Source organism: Cellulosimicrobium cellulans, assembly GCF_016921195.1.
GTDB lineage: Bacteria > Actinomycetota > Actinomycetes > Actinomycetales > Cellulomonadaceae > Cellulosimicrobium > Cellulosimicrobium cellulans_F.
This window is the reverse complement of sequence record NZ_JAFGYF010000011.1, coordinates 1-14,866: the sequence shown is the minus strand read 5'-3', so window position 1 is coordinate 14,866 and position 14,866 is coordinate 1. Positions and strand designations below refer to the sequence as shown.

General features: G+C 73.8%; 10 protein-coding genes. 3 read left to right on the top strand and 7 right to left on the bottom strand.

Translation table 11 applies throughout. From position 1 onward, the window contains the following. Window positions 1-110: 110 nt before the first annotated feature. The 4 genes from JN535_RS17530 to JN535_RS17515 are packed head-to-tail and all read right to left on the bottom strand — an operon-like array spanning window position 111 to window position 7,045. On the bottom strand, window positions 111-1,064 hold the full coding sequence (locus JN535_RS17530) for a DUF4031 domain-containing protein (protein ID WP_205207119.1): 954 nt from the start codon (window positions 1,062-1,064) through the stop codon (window positions 111-113). 16 nt (window positions 1,065-1,080) lie between these two features. After that, window positions 1,081-2,340 carry an acetate/propionate family kinase gene (locus tag JN535_RS17525; RefSeq protein ID WP_205207117.1) on the bottom strand — a complete coding sequence of 420 codons (1,260 nt, stop codon included), beginning with the start codon at window positions 2,338-2,340 and terminating at the stop codon, window positions 1,081-1,083. After that, complete coding sequence (gene pta / locus JN535_RS17520; RefSeq protein WP_205207116.1) at window positions 2,337-4,547, bottom strand: phosphate acetyltransferase; 2,211 nt, start codon at window positions 4,545-4,547, stop codon at window positions 2,337-2,339. The genes JN535_RS17525 and pta overlap by 4 nt, the downstream gene beginning before the upstream one ends. Further along, the gene (locus JN535_RS17515; protein WP_205207114.1) at window positions 4,544-7,045 is read right to left on the bottom strand and encodes a phosphoketolase family protein; all 2,502 of its coding nucleotides are present in this window, start codon (window positions 7,043-7,045) and stop codon (window positions 4,544-4,546) included. The genes pta and JN535_RS17515 overlap by 4 nt, the downstream gene beginning before the upstream one ends. A 268-nt stretch (window positions 7,046-7,313) precedes the next feature. Between JN535_RS17515 and JN535_RS17510 the strand changes: the two genes are divergently transcribed. Continuing rightward, window positions 7,314-8,171 carry an SURF1 family protein gene (locus JN535_RS17510; protein ID WP_205207112.1) on the top strand — a complete coding sequence of 286 codons (858 nt, stop codon included), beginning with the start codon at window positions 7,314-7,316 and terminating at the stop codon, window positions 8,169-8,171. A gap of 65 nt (window positions 8,172-8,236) precedes the next feature. Here JN535_RS17510 and JN535_RS17505 read toward each other — a convergent pair whose 3' ends face one another. The 3 genes from JN535_RS17505 to JN535_RS17495 are packed head-to-tail and all read right to left on the bottom strand — an operon-like array spanning window position 8,237 to window position 12,827. After that, the gene (locus JN535_RS17505) at window positions 8,237-9,274 is read right to left on the bottom strand and encodes a GNAT family N-acetyltransferase (RefSeq protein ID WP_205207110.1); all 1,038 of its coding nucleotides are present in this window, start codon (window positions 9,272-9,274) and stop codon (window positions 8,237-8,239) included. A gap of 26 nt (window positions 9,275-9,300) precedes the next feature. Further along, window positions 9,301-11,034, bottom strand: a complete 1,734-nt coding sequence (locus JN535_RS17500; protein ID WP_205207108.1) for an ABC transporter ATP-binding protein — start codon at window positions 11,032-11,034, stop codon at window positions 9,301-9,303. After that, window positions 11,031-12,827 (bottom strand): ABC transporter transmembrane domain-containing protein, encoded by a 1,797-nt coding sequence (locus JN535_RS17495; protein WP_205207106.1) that lies wholly within the window; start codon window positions 12,825-12,827, stop codon window positions 11,031-11,033. Before JN535_RS17495 ends, JN535_RS17500 begins: the two co-directional genes overlap by 4 nt. Window positions 12,828-12,949: 122 nt before the next feature. Here JN535_RS17495 and JN535_RS17490 point away from each other — a divergent pair, with 122 nt between their 5' ends. Then, complete coding sequence (locus tag JN535_RS17490) at window positions 12,950-13,396, top strand: DUF3817 domain-containing protein (protein ID WP_205207104.1); 447 nt, start codon at window positions 12,950-12,952, stop codon at window positions 13,394-13,396. After that, entirely contained in the window at window positions 13,393-14,700 is a 1,308-nt protein-coding gene (locus JN535_RS17485) for a ThiF family adenylyltransferase (protein ID WP_205207102.1), read from the top strand. Before JN535_RS17490 ends, JN535_RS17485 begins: the two co-directional genes overlap by 4 nt. Window positions 14,701-14,866 lie beyond the last annotated feature (166 nt).

Here is a 14,866-nt window from a genome sequence, read left to right as displayed (position 1 = left end):
TCCCGACCCTAGCGCCGACCATGCGGTGGTGACCCGTCGACCATGGGGTTGTGGCCCGTCTGCCGGCCGGGACGGGCGACAACCCCATGATCGGCGTTGGGGGAGCCTGGTCAGGCGAGCTCGGCGAGCTCGTCGGCGAGGTTCGTGCGGGCCCGGTCCTCCCACAGCGCTGCGCCCTGCGGGGTGCGGAAGAGCGCACCGCCTGCGAGCAGGCCGCGCAGGACGGCAGCCCGCCCGGTGCGGAAGGCGTCGTCGGGCACGTGCGCGTACTCGGCGCGGACCTGCCGGACGTACCGCGCGTACCGGTCCGGCGCGGAGCCGAGGATCGCGAGGTCGGCGTCGGACACGAGCGCGCCCGGCACGTCGCCCGTCGCGGGGGAGTGGTCGGTCGTCACGAGCACGAGCCGGACGACCTCCGCGACGGTCGCGGCGTCGAGATGGCCTGTGAGCCGGGCGTCCGCCAGGTCGGCGGACCGTTCCTCGTCCCGGCCCGCCTCGCCGTCGTGCACCGCGTCGTGGAACCACAGGGCGAGCTGGGTGGCCGCGGTGCTCCCCGGCGCGTCGCCCGGGCCGCTGCCCGCCGCCGTGCCGCTCCCCGCACGCCCGGGCCCGACGTCGTCGGGCACTCCGGGCGGGCGCCCCTCCAGGAGGGCGAGCGAGTCGAGCGCGTGCACCAGGTGCTCGGGCCCGTGGTAGACGCGGTGCGGCTCGTGCCAGCGCTCGACGAGCTCGATCCCGACCTCGCGGGCGCCGGGGAGCAGCGCGTCCCAGCGGGCGAGCAGCGCGTCGGCCTTCGCCGCGCGCCGCGCCCGGCCGGGGACGCGCAGCCCGGACGACCCGAGCCGTCGGGCGAGCTCGCGCCCGCCCACGGGGACCGCGCCGGCCGCGACCGCGAGGTCGTACCGCTCGGCGGCGACGTCGTAGTGGTCGAGGTCGAACGCGCGGCGGCTCACGCCGATCGAGGCCGCGAACGCGTGCAGCTCCGCCAGGGAGGAGTCCGACACGAGATGGCTGAACAGCGTCCCGTGCGCGGGCCACGCCGGCGGGTCGATGAGGACGGTCACCGACCGAGCATCCCACCTACGAGGCGCGCGACGCCGCCTCGACGACCTCGACCGACTGACGCGCGATTGCGAGCTCCTCCATCGTGGGCACGACCATGACGAGCGTGCTCGTCCAGTCGGGCGAGATGACGCGCGGCTCGCCGGAGCGCACGGCGTTGCGCTCCGGGTCGACCGCGAGGCCGAGGGGTTCGAGGCCCTCGACGACGGCGGCGCGCACGTCGGCGTCGTTCTCGCCCACTCCCGCGGTGAACGCGAGGACGTCGACCCGGCCGAGCACCGCGTGGTAGGCGCCGACGTACTTGCGCAGCCGGTGGATGTAGACCTCGAACGCCTGGCGCGCGTCCTCGTCGCCGGCGTCGATGAGCCGGCGCAGCTCGCGGAAGTCGTTGACCCCGGACAGGCCCTTGACGCCCGAGCGCTTGTTGAACAGGACGTCGATCTCGTCGATGCTCATGCCCGCGTTGCGCGCGAGGTGGAACACGACGGCCGCGTCGATGTCGCCCGTGCGGGTGCCCATGACGAGGCCCTCGAGCGGGGTCATGCCCATCGACGTGTCGACCGCGACCCCGCCGCGGACCGCCGAGGCGGACGCGCCGTTGCCGAGGTGCAGCACGATCGTGTTGAGGCCCTCGATCCGGCGCCCGAGGACGCGCGCGACCTTGCCCGACACGTACTGGTGGCTCGTGCCGTGGAAGCCGTACCGGCGCACCCCGTGCGCCTGCGCGACCTCGCGGTCGAGCGCGTACGTCGACGCGGCGTCCGGCAGCGTGGAGAAGAACGCCGTGTCGAACACCGCGACGTGCGGCACGTCGGGCAGCAGCTCGCGCGCGACCTCGATGCCCTTGACGTTCGGCGGGTTGTGCAGAGGAGCCAGCGGCGAGAGCTCGGAGATCTGGCGGACGACCTCGTCGTCCACGAGGACCGGCGCTGAGAAGACCGCGCCTCCGTGCACCACGCGGTGGCCCACCGCGTAGACGTCCGCGTCGGCGAGCGTCGGACCGACCTCGTCGAACAGGCTCAGCGCGATGCGCAGGGCGACGCCGTGGTCGGCGACCGGCTCCTCGCGCGTCGTCGTGTTCCCCGCGAACCGGTGCTTGATGATGCCGGTGTCCTCGCCGATGCGCTCGATCGTGCCCGCCGCGATCGCCTCGCCGCCGACGGGGTTGACGAGCTGGTACTTGAGCGAGGACGACCCCGAGTTCATGACGAGCACGGACCCGTGCGCCCCGTACGCGCTGTAGGGGTTGGGGCGCTCGCCCTCGGGCAGGATCGTCATGGGGTGGCTCCCTGGGAGTCAGGACCGGAGTCGGAGGTCGAGGACGGCGCGGGCACGCCGGCCGGGGCCTGCGCCTGGATCGCGGTGATCGCGACGGTGTTGACGATGTCCTGCACGAGCGCGCCGCGCGAGAGGTCGTTCACCGGCTTGTTGAGGCCCTGGAGCACGGGGCCGACCGCGACGGCGCCCGCCGAGCGCTGCACGGCCTTGTAGGTGTTGTTGCCCGTGTTGAGGTCCGGGAAGATGAACACCGTCGCGCGCCCCGCGACGTCCGAGCCCGGCATCTTCGACGCCGCGACGGACGCGTCCACGGCGGCGTCGTACTGGATCGGGCCCTCGACGAACAGGTCGGGGCGGCGCTCGCGGACGAGCGCCGTGCCGCGCCGGACCTTGTCCACGTCGGCCCCCGAGCCGGACTCGCCGGTCGAGTACGACAGCATCGCGACCCGCTGGTCGACGCCGAACTGCTGAGCCGTCGCCGCCGAGGAGATCGCGATGTCCGCGAGCTGCTCCGCGGTCGGGTCCGGGATGACCGCGCAGTCGCCGTAGACGAGCACCCGGTCCTGGAGGCACATGAGGAACACCGACGAGACGACGGACACGCCGGGCTGGGTCTTGATGATCTCGAACGACGGCTTGATCGTGTGCGCGGTCGTGTGCTTGGCGCCCGAGACCATGCCGTCGGCGAGGCCGAGGTGGACCATCATCGTGCCGAAGTACGACACGTCCTGGACGCGCTCGCGCGCCTCCTCCAGGGTCATGCCCTTGTGCGCGCGCAGGCGCTGGTACTCCGCGGCGAACCGCTCGACGAGCTCCGGGTCGTGCGGGCTGACGACGTGCGCGGCGTCGATGTCGAGGCCGAGCTCGGCCGCGCGGGCGCGGACCTTCTGCTCCTCGCCGAGGATCGTCAGCTCCGCGACCTGGCGGCCGAGCAGCGTGGACGCGGCGCGCAGGATGCGGTCGTCGTCGCCCTCGGGCAGCACGACGTGCTTGCGGTCCGCGCGGGCGCGGGACAGCAGCTCGTACTCGAACATGAGCGGCGTGACGACCTCCGGCCGGGGCACGTCGAGCCCCGCCAGGAGCGCCGCGCCGTCGACGCTCTGCTCGAACAGCGCGAGCGCGGTGTCGACCTTGCGCTGCGACTCCTTGGTCACGCGGCCCCGCGCGCTCGCGGCGGCGCTCGCCGAGCGGAACGTCCCGAGGTCGGTGCGGATGATCGGCAGGCTCGGGTCGAGGTCGGCCACGAGGCGCGCGGTCGACTCGGGCGGGAAGAACCCGCCGTTGAGGATGACGCCCGCGAGGGACGGGAAGCCCGACGCCGAGTGGGCGGCGAGCAGACCGATGAGGATGTCCACCCGGTCGCCGGGCGTGATGACGACGGCGCCGTCGGTGAGCCGGTCGAGCAGGTGCTCGAACGACATCGCCCCGACGAGCAGGTCGGTCGCCTCGCGACCCAGGAGCTCCTCCTCGCCGAACGCGAGCGTCCCGCCCACGGCCTCCATGAGGGCGCGCACCGTGGGCGCGTCGAGGAACGGGTCCTCGGGCACCGCCCAGCCCGGCAGCCGCGCGCCCGGGGCGGGCTCCGCCGTCGGGCCCGACGACGTCCCCGCCCGGGCGAGCGGCTCGCCGTCGGGCCCCAGGGACCCGAGGAGCGCGCGCACCGCGTCGAGGTCGTCGGGCTGGACGCGGTTCGCGACGACGCCGATGGGCTGCGCGTGCTGGGAGCGCAGCTCGGCGACGCTCACCTCGATGAGGTTGCCCACGGCGTCGGGCGTCCGGCCCTTGCCGGAGACGACGAGGAGGACCGGCGCGCCGAGGTTCGCCGCGACGCGCGCGTTGAACGACAGCTCGGTCGGCCCGGCGACGTCGGTGTAGTCCGTCCCGACGACCACGACGAAGTCGCATTGGCGCGCGACCTCGTGGTAGCGCGCCACGATCTGCGACAGCGCGCCCTCGGGGTCGGCGTGGACGTCCTCGTACGTGACGCCGATCGCCTGCTCGGCGGTGACGTCCACGCCGTCGTGCGCGAGCAGGAGCTCGAGCACGTAGTCCTGCACGTCCGGGCCCGCGGCCCGGGTGACCGGCCGGAAGACCCCGACCCGCTGGACCTTGCGGACCAGCAGGTCGAGGACCCCCAGCGCGATCGTGGACTTGCCCGTCTCGCCCTCGGGCGAGGTGATGTAGATGCTGCGAGCGGTGTCGCTCACTCGTTGTCTCCTCCGGTGTCCTGCACGGCGGCGCTCGCGCCGTTGTACTGCGGGCCACCCTCCTCGGTCGCCGTCTCGCCGACGTCCGGCCACACCCAGTCGCGCACCTCGGGGATGTCCTCCCCGTGCGACCGGGTGTACTGGCGGGCCGCCAGCCGCGCGTCGACCATCTCCTGGCGCAGGCCCGCGTAGGTCGAGCGCAGGGACGGCACACGGTCGATGACGTCGATCACCAGGTGGTAGCGGTCGATGTCGTTGAGCATGGCCATGTCGAACGGGGTGGTGGTCGTGCCCTCCTCCTTGTAGCCGCGCACGTGGATGTTCGCGTGGTTGGTGCGGCGGTACGTGAGGCGGTGGATCAGCCACGGGTACCCGTGGTAGTTGAAGATCACGGGCTTGTCGGCGGTGAAGAGCGTGTCGAAGTCCTTGTCCGAGAGCCCGTGCGGGTGCTCGTTCTCGTCCTGGAGCCGCATGAGGTCCACGACGTTGACGACCCGGACCTTGAGGTCGGGGATGCGCCGGCGCAGGATGTCGGCGGCGGCGAGCACCTCGAGCGTCGGCACGTCGCCCGCGGAGCCCAGGACGACGTCCGGGTCCTCGCCCTCGACCTCGGTGCCGGCCCACTCCCAGATGCCGAGCCCGCGCGTGCAGTGCGCGATCGCCTGCTCCATGGACAGGAACTGCGGCGCCGGCTGCTTGCCCGCCACGACGACGTTGACGTACTGGCGCGAGCGCAGGCAGTGGTCGTAGGTCGAGAGCAGGGTGTTGGCGTCCGGCGGCAGGTACACGCGGACGATCTCGGCCTTCTTGTTCACGACGTGGTCGATGAAGCCCGGGTCCTGGTGGCTGAAACCGTTGTGGTCCTGGCGCCACACGTGGCTCGACAGCAGGTAGTTGAGGCTCGCGATCGGCCGCCGCCACGGGATGTGGTTGGTGACCTTGAGCCACTTCGCGTGCTGGTTGAACATCGAGTCGACGATGTGGATGAAGGCCTCGTAGCTCGTGAACAGGCCGTGGCGCCCCGTGAGCAGGTAGCCCTCGAGCCAGCCCTGGCACTGGTGCTCCGAGAGCATCTCCATGACCCGGCCCGCGCGGGCGAGGTGCTCGTCGACGTCGGGGCCGAAGAAGTCGGCGTTCCACTGCTTGTCGGTGACCTCGTAGACCGCCTGGAGCCGGTTCGACGCGGTCTCGTCGGGCCCGAAGATCCGGAAGTTGTCCGGGTTCAGCCGCACGACGTCGGTGAGCCACTGCCCGAGGACGCGCGTCGACTCGGCGACGGCGCTGCCCGGACCCGTGACGTCCACGGCGTAGTCGCGGAAGTCCGGGAGCCGCAGGTCCTTGAGCAGCAGCCCGCCGTTGGCGTGGGGGTTGTCGCTCATGCGCAGCGTGCCCTCGGGCGCGAGCGCCGCGACGTCGTCGAGCAGGCGGCCGTCCTCGTCGAACAGCTCGTCTGCCCGGTACGACTCGAGCCAGCCGCGCAGCACGTCGAGGTGCTCCGGGGTGTCCCGCGCGCTCGCGAGCGGCACCTGGTGGGCGCGCCACGAGTCCTCGGTCTTCTTGCCGTCGATGACGGGAGGGCACGTCCAGCCCTTGGGCGTGCGGAACACGATCATCGGCCAGGCGGGGCGCTCGTCGTTCCCCGCCGCGGCGTCGGCCTTGATCTGCGCGATGTGGTTGAGCACCTCGTCGAGGAGCTGCGCGAAGCGCCGGTGCACCTCGAAGTGGTCCTCGCCGTCGAACCCGCCCGTGAAGAAGTAGGGCGTGTGGCCGTAGCCGACCATGAGGTCGCGCAGCTCGTCGTCGCTGATGCGTGCGAGCACGGTCGGGTTGGCGATCTTGTACCCGTTGAGGTGCAGGATCGGCAGCACGACGCCGTCGTTGCGCGCGTTGACGAACTTGTTGGAGTGCCAGCTCGTCGCGAGCGGGCCCGTCTCCGCCTCGCCGTCGCCCACGACCGCGGCGACCAGCAGGTCGGGGTTGTCGAACGCGGCGCCGTACGCGTGGGAGAGCGCGTAGCCGAGCTCGCCGCCCTCGTGGATCGAGCCGGGCGTCTCGGGTGCGACGTGGCTCGGGATGCCGCCGGGGAAGGAGAACTGGCGGAACAGCCGGCGCAGGCCCTCGGTGTCCTGCGTGACGTCCGAGTAGTACTCGGAGTACGTGCCCTCGAGGTACGCGTTCGCCACCAGACCCGGGCCGCCGTGCCCCGGACCGGCGACGTAGATCGTCGACTGCCGGCGCTGCGCGATCGCGCGGTTGAGGTGGGCGTAGAGGAAGTTGAGGCCGGGCGTCGTGCCCCAGTGACCCAGCAGGCGCGGCTTGACGTGCTCGCGGTCCAGCGGCGTGCGCAGCAGCGGGTTGTCGAGCAGGTAGATCTGCCCGACGGACAGGTAGTTCGCCGCGCGCCACCAGGCGTCGACGCGACGCACGGTGTCGTCGTCGAGCGGGGCGACCTCGGCGGGTCGCCAGGCGGTGGACTCGGTGGCGGTGGTCGTGCTCATCTCACGCTCCTGCAGGGGGAAGGGTTCGTGAACGACTACGGCTTCATACAACCGCATCGACCGAGGCCCTGCACGGTCCGTGACGGCGGGGGACGGTGTGACGTGCGTCCGCGGGGGCACAAAGGGTCGAAGGTCCCGGGCGCCGCGGCGGGTGCCCGGGACGTCGGTCACCGCCGGCCACCGGAGCGTGCCCCGGCACCGGTGTGACGTTCGCCCGCCCGGGCCCGCGGATTCGGGGAGTTGCCCGGGCCCCGGATACCGTGGGGGCGTGCCCGAGCCCACCGCCCCGCGTTCGTTCTGGGCGGTCGCCCGCCAGCCCCGTGTGGTCGGCCTGCTCGTGCTCTTCCTCCTGGCCGCGGCCGTGTGCGCACGGCTCGGCGTCTGGCAGCTCGACCGCGCGCAGCAGCGTGCCGAGCTCGCGGCGCAGCAGGAGGCCGCGGAGCTCGAGGCCGCGGGGCCGCAGGGCGTCGGCGTGCTGCTCCCGCCGCAGTCCTCCTTCCCCGGCGAGCTCGTCGGCCGGCAGGCGTGGGTCGAGGGGGAGTACGACCCGGAGGGTCAGCTGCTCGTGGAGAACCGCGCGCTCGACGGCCGGGTGGGCTACCTCGTCCTCACGCCGCTGCACGTGACCGACGACGGGACGCAGGGGGCGTCGTGGGCCGACCTCTCGGGCGCGCCCGTGCTGCCCGTGGTCCGCGGCTGGGTCGCGACGCCCGAGCAGAGCGCCGCTCTCGACCCGCCCGACGGCGTCGTGCGGCTCACGGGCTACCTGCAGGCTTCCGAGGCGGCGGGCCAGGGCGGCTCGGCCCCCGGGCTGACCGACGCCATCTCCACCGGGGCGCTCGTCAACGAGTGGGGTGGGCCGATGTACTCGGGCTACCTCGTGCTCCTCACCTCCGACCCGGAGCAGCCGTCGGCGGCCGAGGGCGGGCCGGCGCAGCTCCCGCGCCCGACGATCGAGGGCGGCACGGGCCTCAACCTGCAGAACCTCTTCTATGCGCTCCAGTGGTGGGTGTTCGGCGGCTTCGCGGTGCTCCTCTGGATCCGCCTCGTGCGCGACGAGGCCGCCGGCGGCAAGCGCCGCGCGCGCGGCGAGGACGCCGGGATCGCCGGGCTTCCCGGCGACTGAGCAGCGGCACCCGGTCCCCGGGCCCTCGGCGGTCGAGCGGTGCCCCCCGGCTCCGGAGCGGTGCGTCAGTCGTCGAGGTCGAGGTCCTTGAACCACGACTCGGTGACGTAGTCCGTCTCCCAGCCGAGCGAGCGGTAGAGCTGGTCCGCGCTGGTCGGGGAGTCCGCGTCGACCTCGAGCGCCACGCGGTCGCGACCGTCCCGCGCCGCGTCCGCGATCACCGTCGCGAGCAGCGACTTCGCCACCCCGCGGCCGCGGGCGGCGCGGGTCACCCCGATGTACTCGACGTAGGTGCCGCGGGCCCCGCCCTCGGGCGCGGCGAGGGACGAGCACACCACCGTGCCCGCGGGCACGTGGTCGCCGTCGTCGGTCTCCACGTACGCGAGCCACCAGTGGTCCCAGCTGTGACCAGGGTCCTCACGGAGCCGCTGCACGAACTCCGAGAAGCTCTCCCGGTAGGAGTTGAAGTGGTCCTGGAAGGACGTCTCCAGCATCTGGTGCACGACCTGGAGGTCGGCCGCGACGGGCATGCCGTTCTCGTGCCGCTCGACCGGGCGCACCGTGACCCCCGCGCGCGGCGCGAGCGCGGCCTCCTCCGCGACGACCGGGCGCGTCATGTGCAGCCAGCTGCGCCGTCTCGCGTACCCGGCCCGGGTCAGCCACCCGGCCTGGCGCGTGTCGTCGGCGAACGGGCTCTCGTCGAGACGCGTCGCCGTGACGCCGCGCAGGCGTGCCATCGCCACCGCCGCGCGCTCCGCCCAGCGGTAGAACGCGTCCGCGATCGCGTCGACCTCGGGCACGTCGCGGTCGAAGTAGCCCCAGACCGTCGCGCGCCCCGCGGCGCGGTCTTGCACGGTGATCCAGGCCCGCGGGACGTCGTCCGTCCCGACGGCGACGAGCTGGCGCCGCGTCCACGAGGCCATCCCCGCGACCTCGGACTCGATCCCGGCGGGGTCGACGTGCGTCGAGCCCGTCCCCTGGAGCTCGTCGAGGCGCCGCAGCCGGACGAGCGCATCGACGTCGGCGTAGCCGGGGACCCGGGCCCGCCAGGGACTTGGGAGGGTCGGGAGGTCGTGCGGGGTGGCGCTCGTCGTTCCAGGCATCGGCACCATCTTGGCACCGACCGGCTCTACTCCTGCTGCCAGGAGTGCCAGAGCCTCGCGTAGTCGCCGCCCGCGGCGACGAGCTCGTCGTGCGGGCCGATCTCGCTGATCCGACCGCCGTCGACCACGGCGACGCGGTCGGCGTCGTGCGCGGTGTGCAGGCGGTGCGCGATCGCGACGACCGTGCGGCCGGCGAGCACGGCGTCGAGCGAGCGCTCGAGGTGGCGGGCCGCGCGCGGGTCGAGCAGCGACGTCGCCTCGTCGAGCACGAGCGTGTGCGGGTCGAGCAGCACGAGCCGCGCGAGCGCGACCTGCTGCGCCTGCGCCGGGGTGAGCACGTGCCCGCCCGACCCGACCGTCGTCTCCAGCCCCTCGGGCAGGGACTCGGCCCACCCGCGCGCGTCGACGGCGTCGAGCGCGTCGAGCAGCTCGGCCTCGCTCGCGTCGACCTTCGCGAGGCGCAGGTTGTCCGCGAGCGTGCCGACGAACACGTGGTGCTCCTGCGTGACGAGCGCGACCTCGCGCCGCAGGTCCTCGAGCGGCAGGTCGACGAGCCGCACGCCGCCGGAGCGGACGGACCCGGCCGTGGGCGGGTGGATGCCCGCGAGCATGCGGCCGAGGGTCGACTTGCCTGCGCCGGACGGGCCGACGACGGCGAGCCGCTCGCCCGGATCGAGGTCGAGCGAGACGCCGTGCAGCACGGGGTGGCCCTCGCGGTAGGCGTACTCGACGTCGCGCGCGACGAGCCGGTCGCCGTCGGGCACGTCGCCCGTCGCGGCCCGGTCGCCCGGCACCTGCGAGACGCCGACGATCCGGGCGTAGGACGCCGCGGCGACCTGGATCTCGTCGAGCCAGAAGATGAGGTTCCACACCGGCCCGGCGAGCTGGAACGCGTAGGTGGTCACCGTCGCGACGGCGCCGAGCGTCGTCTGGCCCTGCGACATCAGCCACGCGCCCCACACGAGCGCCGCGACGGGGGCGATCGCGATCGCGAGGTCGATCCCCGGGAAGAGCACGGTGCGCAGCCCGAGCGTGTACCTCTCGGCCTGGAACGCCTCCGCGAGGTCGGCGCGCACGCGGGCCTTGCGCCGCTCGGTGAGCGAGAGCGCGTCGACCGTGCGCGCGCCCTCGACGCTCTCCGTGATGGTGCCGTTGAGCGTCGCGTAGGCGGCGGCCTCGCGCTGGTACCCGGCCGACGCGCGCTTGAGGTACCACCGCGAGACGACGACGAGCAGCGGGACGCCGACGAACAGCGCGAGGGCGACGAGCGGCGCGACGACGACCGACGCCACCACGGTGAGGACGAGCGTCACGACCGCCACGAGAAGCTGCGGCACGCCGAACCGCACCGCGTGCTGGATCCGGTCGACGTCGTTGGTCGTGCGCGCGACGAGGTCGCCCGTGCCGGCTCGCTCGACCGTGGACAGCGGGAGCGAGGTCACCGTCTCGACGAGGTCCTCGCGCAGCTCGGCGAACACCGTCTCGCCGAACACCATCGACAGGCGCTGCGCGTACCTGCGCAGCACGGCCTGCGCGACGACCGCCCCCGCGCCGACGGCGACGACGGTCGTCACGTAGGACGACGTCGTGCCCTCGGTGACGGCGTCGACGAGGCGCCCGAGCAGCCACGGCCCGATCAGCCCCGCGACGGCGGCCAGCGTGTGCAGCACGGCGATGAGCACGAACGTGCCGCGGTGGCGGGCGAAGAGCCGCCCGGCGGCGGCGCGGACGGCGGGGCCGTCGGCGACGGGGAGCCTCATGCCTGGCCTCCTTCGGGTGCGGTGCGGACGAGATCGGAGGTGTCGTCGAGCGATCGTCCGACGACGCGCAGGTAGCGGGCCGCGTCGTCGTCCGGCGTGGTCGCGGCGGAGTGCGCACGGTCGACGAGGTCGCGGTGCGTGCCGCGCGCGGTGACCCGGCCGTCCTCGAGGAGCAGGACCTCGTCGACGTGCTCGAGCACGAGCGGTGACGCGGTGACGACGAGCGTCGTGCGCCCGCGCCGCGCGTCGGCGAGGCGCGCGGCGATCCGCGCCTCGGTGTGGGCGTCGACGGCGCTCGTCGGCTCGACGAGCACGAGGACCTCGGGCTCGGTGAGCAGGGCGCGCGCGAGCGCGACGCGCTGGCGCTGACCGCCCGAGAGCGACCGGCCCTTCTCGGGCAGCTCGCCCGCGAGGCCGCCGGGGACGGAGTCGAGAACGTCGTGCGCGTCGGCGACCGTGACGGCGGCGAGCACGTCGGCCTCGGTCGCGGAACCTCGCGGGTCGAGCTCGTCGCGCAGCGCGCCGGAGAAGAGCTGCGGCGTCGCCTCGGCGACCACGATCCGGCGCCGGAGCGCGTGCTTGTCCAGGTCGGCGAGGAGCGTCCCACCGAGCCGCACGGGCGTGGCGGCCTCCGCGGCGTCGTCGAACCGGCCCAGGCGCGTCGCGACGGCCGCCGACGCGTCGGGGTCCGCGGAGACGAGCGCGACGACGCGGCCCGGTTCGAGGACGAGCCCGCTCGTCTCGTCGACGAGGGGGCTACCCTCGGGCGGCATGGGCGCGGTCGCCGGGGTCGCGCCCGCGGCGGGCTCGACCGCGAGGACGCGCACGATCTTGCGCGACGCGACGTGCGCGCGCGTGGCGATGTTGAGCATCTGCGTCGCGACCTGGAGCGGCCAGCCGAGGAACGCCGCGTACCCGTAGAACGCGACGAGCTGCCCGGGCGTGATGGCGCCGGCCAGCGCCGCCGTCGCGCCGAGGTAGACGACGAGCACGACGAGGAGACCGGGCAGGAGCACCTGGAGCGCGTCGAGCGTGGCCTGCGTGTGCGCGACCTTCACGCCGGCCTCGCGCACCTTCTGCGACTGCCGCGCGTAGCGGCCGACGAAGACGCCCTCGCCGCCGATGCCGCGCAGGATGCGCAGGCCGGAGACGGTGTCGGCGCCGAGCGTCGTCAGCCGGCCCTGCGCCTCGCGCTGCGCGGCCTGGCGCTGCTGGAGCGGCTTGACGAGCAGTGCGAGCACGGCCGCGACCACCGGCAGGCCCAGCACGACGACGAGCCCGAGCTGCAGCGACGTCGACAGCATGATCACGGCCACCACGACGTACGCCCCGAGCGCGCCGAGGAACTGTCCCATCGTCGAGAACAGCTGGCCGACGCGCATGGCGTCGCTCGCGACCGTCGACACGACCTCGCCCGTGGGCAGCTCCTCCGTGATCGCGTCGCCCGAGCGCGCGGTGACGTCGCCCACGAGCTGGGACGTGGTGAGCGCGGAGCGCAGCCAGTTCGCGATGTCGAACCGGTGCTGCGTCACGCCCGTGACGACGATCCCCAGGCCCAGCGCGAGCAGGAGCCCCGCCCAGCGCCACAGCTCCGGACCGAACCCCTCCGCGAGCCCCTCGTCGAGCGCGCGGCCGAGCATGTACGGCTGGAACGCCTGGCACGCGAAGTTGGCCAGACCGAGCAGCACCGAGACGGTGAGCACGGTCCACTGGCGCCTGGCCAGCCAGAGCAGGTAGCGCGTCGGTCCGCGCAGGTCGGGGGTTCCCGGGTCGGGAAGGGGGAGGGGTCGCACGGTGTTCTACCCTAGGTTCGGCGCCCGACACGCGGCGACGCTTTAACCTGCGACCGCGTCACACGCCACCGCGCGCGGCAGGGACCGCCGCGGCCGTCTCGCCCGGAACGAGGACCTCTCCCATGACCACGCAGGACCCGGCCACCCCCACCGATGCGCCCGCCGTCGCACCCGCCGACGCGGCGGCCCCCAGCGCGCAGGCCGCGCGCACCGCGATCCGCAAGGCGCGCGGTGCGCTCGCCCGTTACCGGGTCCTCGCGATCATCACCGGCGTGATGCTGCTGATCCTGTGCGTCGAGATGCTCGTCAAGTACGGGGTCGGCCGGTTCGTCGACGTGGACGGGATCATGCGGTACGTCTCCTGGATCCCCTTCGCGCACGGCTGGATCTACGTGGTCTACCTCGTCACCGTGCTCGACCTCTGGACCAAGATGCGCTGGGGTTGGGGGCGCCTCGCGACCATGGTGTTCGCGGGCGTCGTCCCGGTCATGTCGTTCATCCTCGAGAAGAAGGTGCACGCCGAGGCCGAGGCGAAGCTCGCCGGCCTGGAGGAGCAGTACGCGGCATGACGACGCGGCTCGCGCCCCTCGTCGCGCCCGGTCCCGAGCTCTCGACGCCGGAGCTCGAGCGGTACGCGCGCCACCTCGCCCTGCCGGGCGTCGGCACCGAGGGCCAGCGCCGGCTCGCGGCCGCGCGCGTGCTCGTCGTCGGCGCCGGCGGCCTCGGCAGCCCCGCGCTGCTCTACCTCGCCGCCGCCGGCGTGGGCACGATCGGCATCGTCGACGACGACGTCGTCGACACCTCCAATCTCCAGCGCCAGGTGATCCACGGCGGCCCCGACGTCGGGCGCCGCAAGGTCGACTCCGCGCGTGACGCGATCGCCGACGTCAACCCGCACGTGCGCGTCGTCGAGCACGCGGTGCGGCTCGACGCGGAGAACGCGCTCGACGTCCTGCGCGGCTACGACGTCGTCCTCGACGGCGCCGACAACTTCCCGACGCGCTACCTCGTCTCCGACGCGGCCGAGGTCCTCGGCCTGCCCGTGGTCTGGGGCTCGATCTACCGCTTCCAGGGCCAGGTCAGCGTCTTCTGGGGCGCACCGCGGTTCGCGGCGCCGGACGACGCCGCGCCCGCGGGGGCCACGGCGCCCGCGGGCGCGGGGCCGGGCGACCGGAGCGCGCAGGGCGTCACGTACCGCGACGTGTTCCCCGTCCCGCCGCCACCGGGCGCCGCGCCCGACTGCGCGACCGGCGGCGTGCTTGGCGCGATGTGCGGGACCGTCGGCTCCGTCATGGCGACGGAGGCGATCAAGCTCGTCACCGGCGCCGGCACGACGCTGCTCGGGCGCCTCGCCGTCTACGACGCGCTCGACCTCTCCTGGCGCCAGCTCACCGTGCGCGCCGACCCGACGCGCGAGCCCGTCACCGAGCTCCTGCCCGGCGACGACGCCTACGCCGCGTTCTGCGGCCTCGTCCCCTCGAGGGCACTCACCCCGGACCGCGCGAGCACGGCGCCGTCGGGTCCGGCGCACCTCCCGACCGAGCGCGACGTCACCGCCCACGACGCCGCGGCCCTGCTGGGCGACGACGGCGCGGCGCCGTACCTGCTCGACGTGCGCGAGGAGTGGGAGGCGCAGGTGCGCCCCCTCCCCGGGTCGACCCTCGTGCCGAGCGGGACGTTCCTGACGAGCGATCCCACCGCGGCGCTCGCGGACCTCCCGACGGACCGGCCGGTGCTCGTCCTGTGCGCGGTCGGTGGCCGCTCGGCCCGCGTCGCCGACGTCGCCCGCGCCGCCGGGATCGACGCCCGCTCCGTGGTCGGCGGCGTGCCCGCACTCCTCGACGCCCTCGCGGCCGCCGTCCCGCCGAGGTAGAACCGCGGTCGCGCGAGGTAGAACCCTGGTCGCGTGAGGTAGAACCGTGGTCGCGTGAGGTAGAACCGTGGTTGCGTGAGGTAGAACCGTGGTTGCGTGAGGTAGAACCGTGGTTGCGTGAGGTAGAACCGTGGTTGCGTGAGGTAGAACCGTGGTTGCGTGAGGT

What these genes read in the sequence shown, in the direction of transcription:
- JN535_RS17505 (WP_205207110.1), bottom strand. Translation starts at nt 9,274, where the DNA reads ATGCCTGGAACGACGAGCGCCACCCCGCACGACCTCCCGACCCTCCCA.
- JN535_RS17500 (WP_205207108.1), bottom strand. Translation starts at nt 11,034, where the DNA reads ATGAGGCTCCCCGTCGCCGACGGCCCCGCCGTCCGCGCCGCCGCCGGG.
- JN535_RS17485 (WP_205207102.1), top strand. Translation starts at nt 13,393, where the DNA reads ATGACGACGCGGCTCGCGCCCCTCGTCGCGCCCGGTCCCGAGCTCTCG.
- JN535_RS17515 (WP_205207114.1), bottom strand. Translation starts at nt 7,045, where the DNA reads ATGAGCACGACCACCGCCACCGAGTCCACCGCCTGGCGACCCGCCGAG.
- JN535_RS17490 (WP_205207104.1), top strand. Translation starts at nt 12,950, where the DNA reads ATGACCACGCAGGACCCGGCCACCCCCACCGATGCGCCCGCCGTCGCA.
- JN535_RS17525 (WP_205207117.1), bottom strand. Translation starts at nt 2,340, where the DNA reads ATGACGATCCTGCCCGAGGGCGAGCGCCCCAACCCCTACAGCGCGTAC.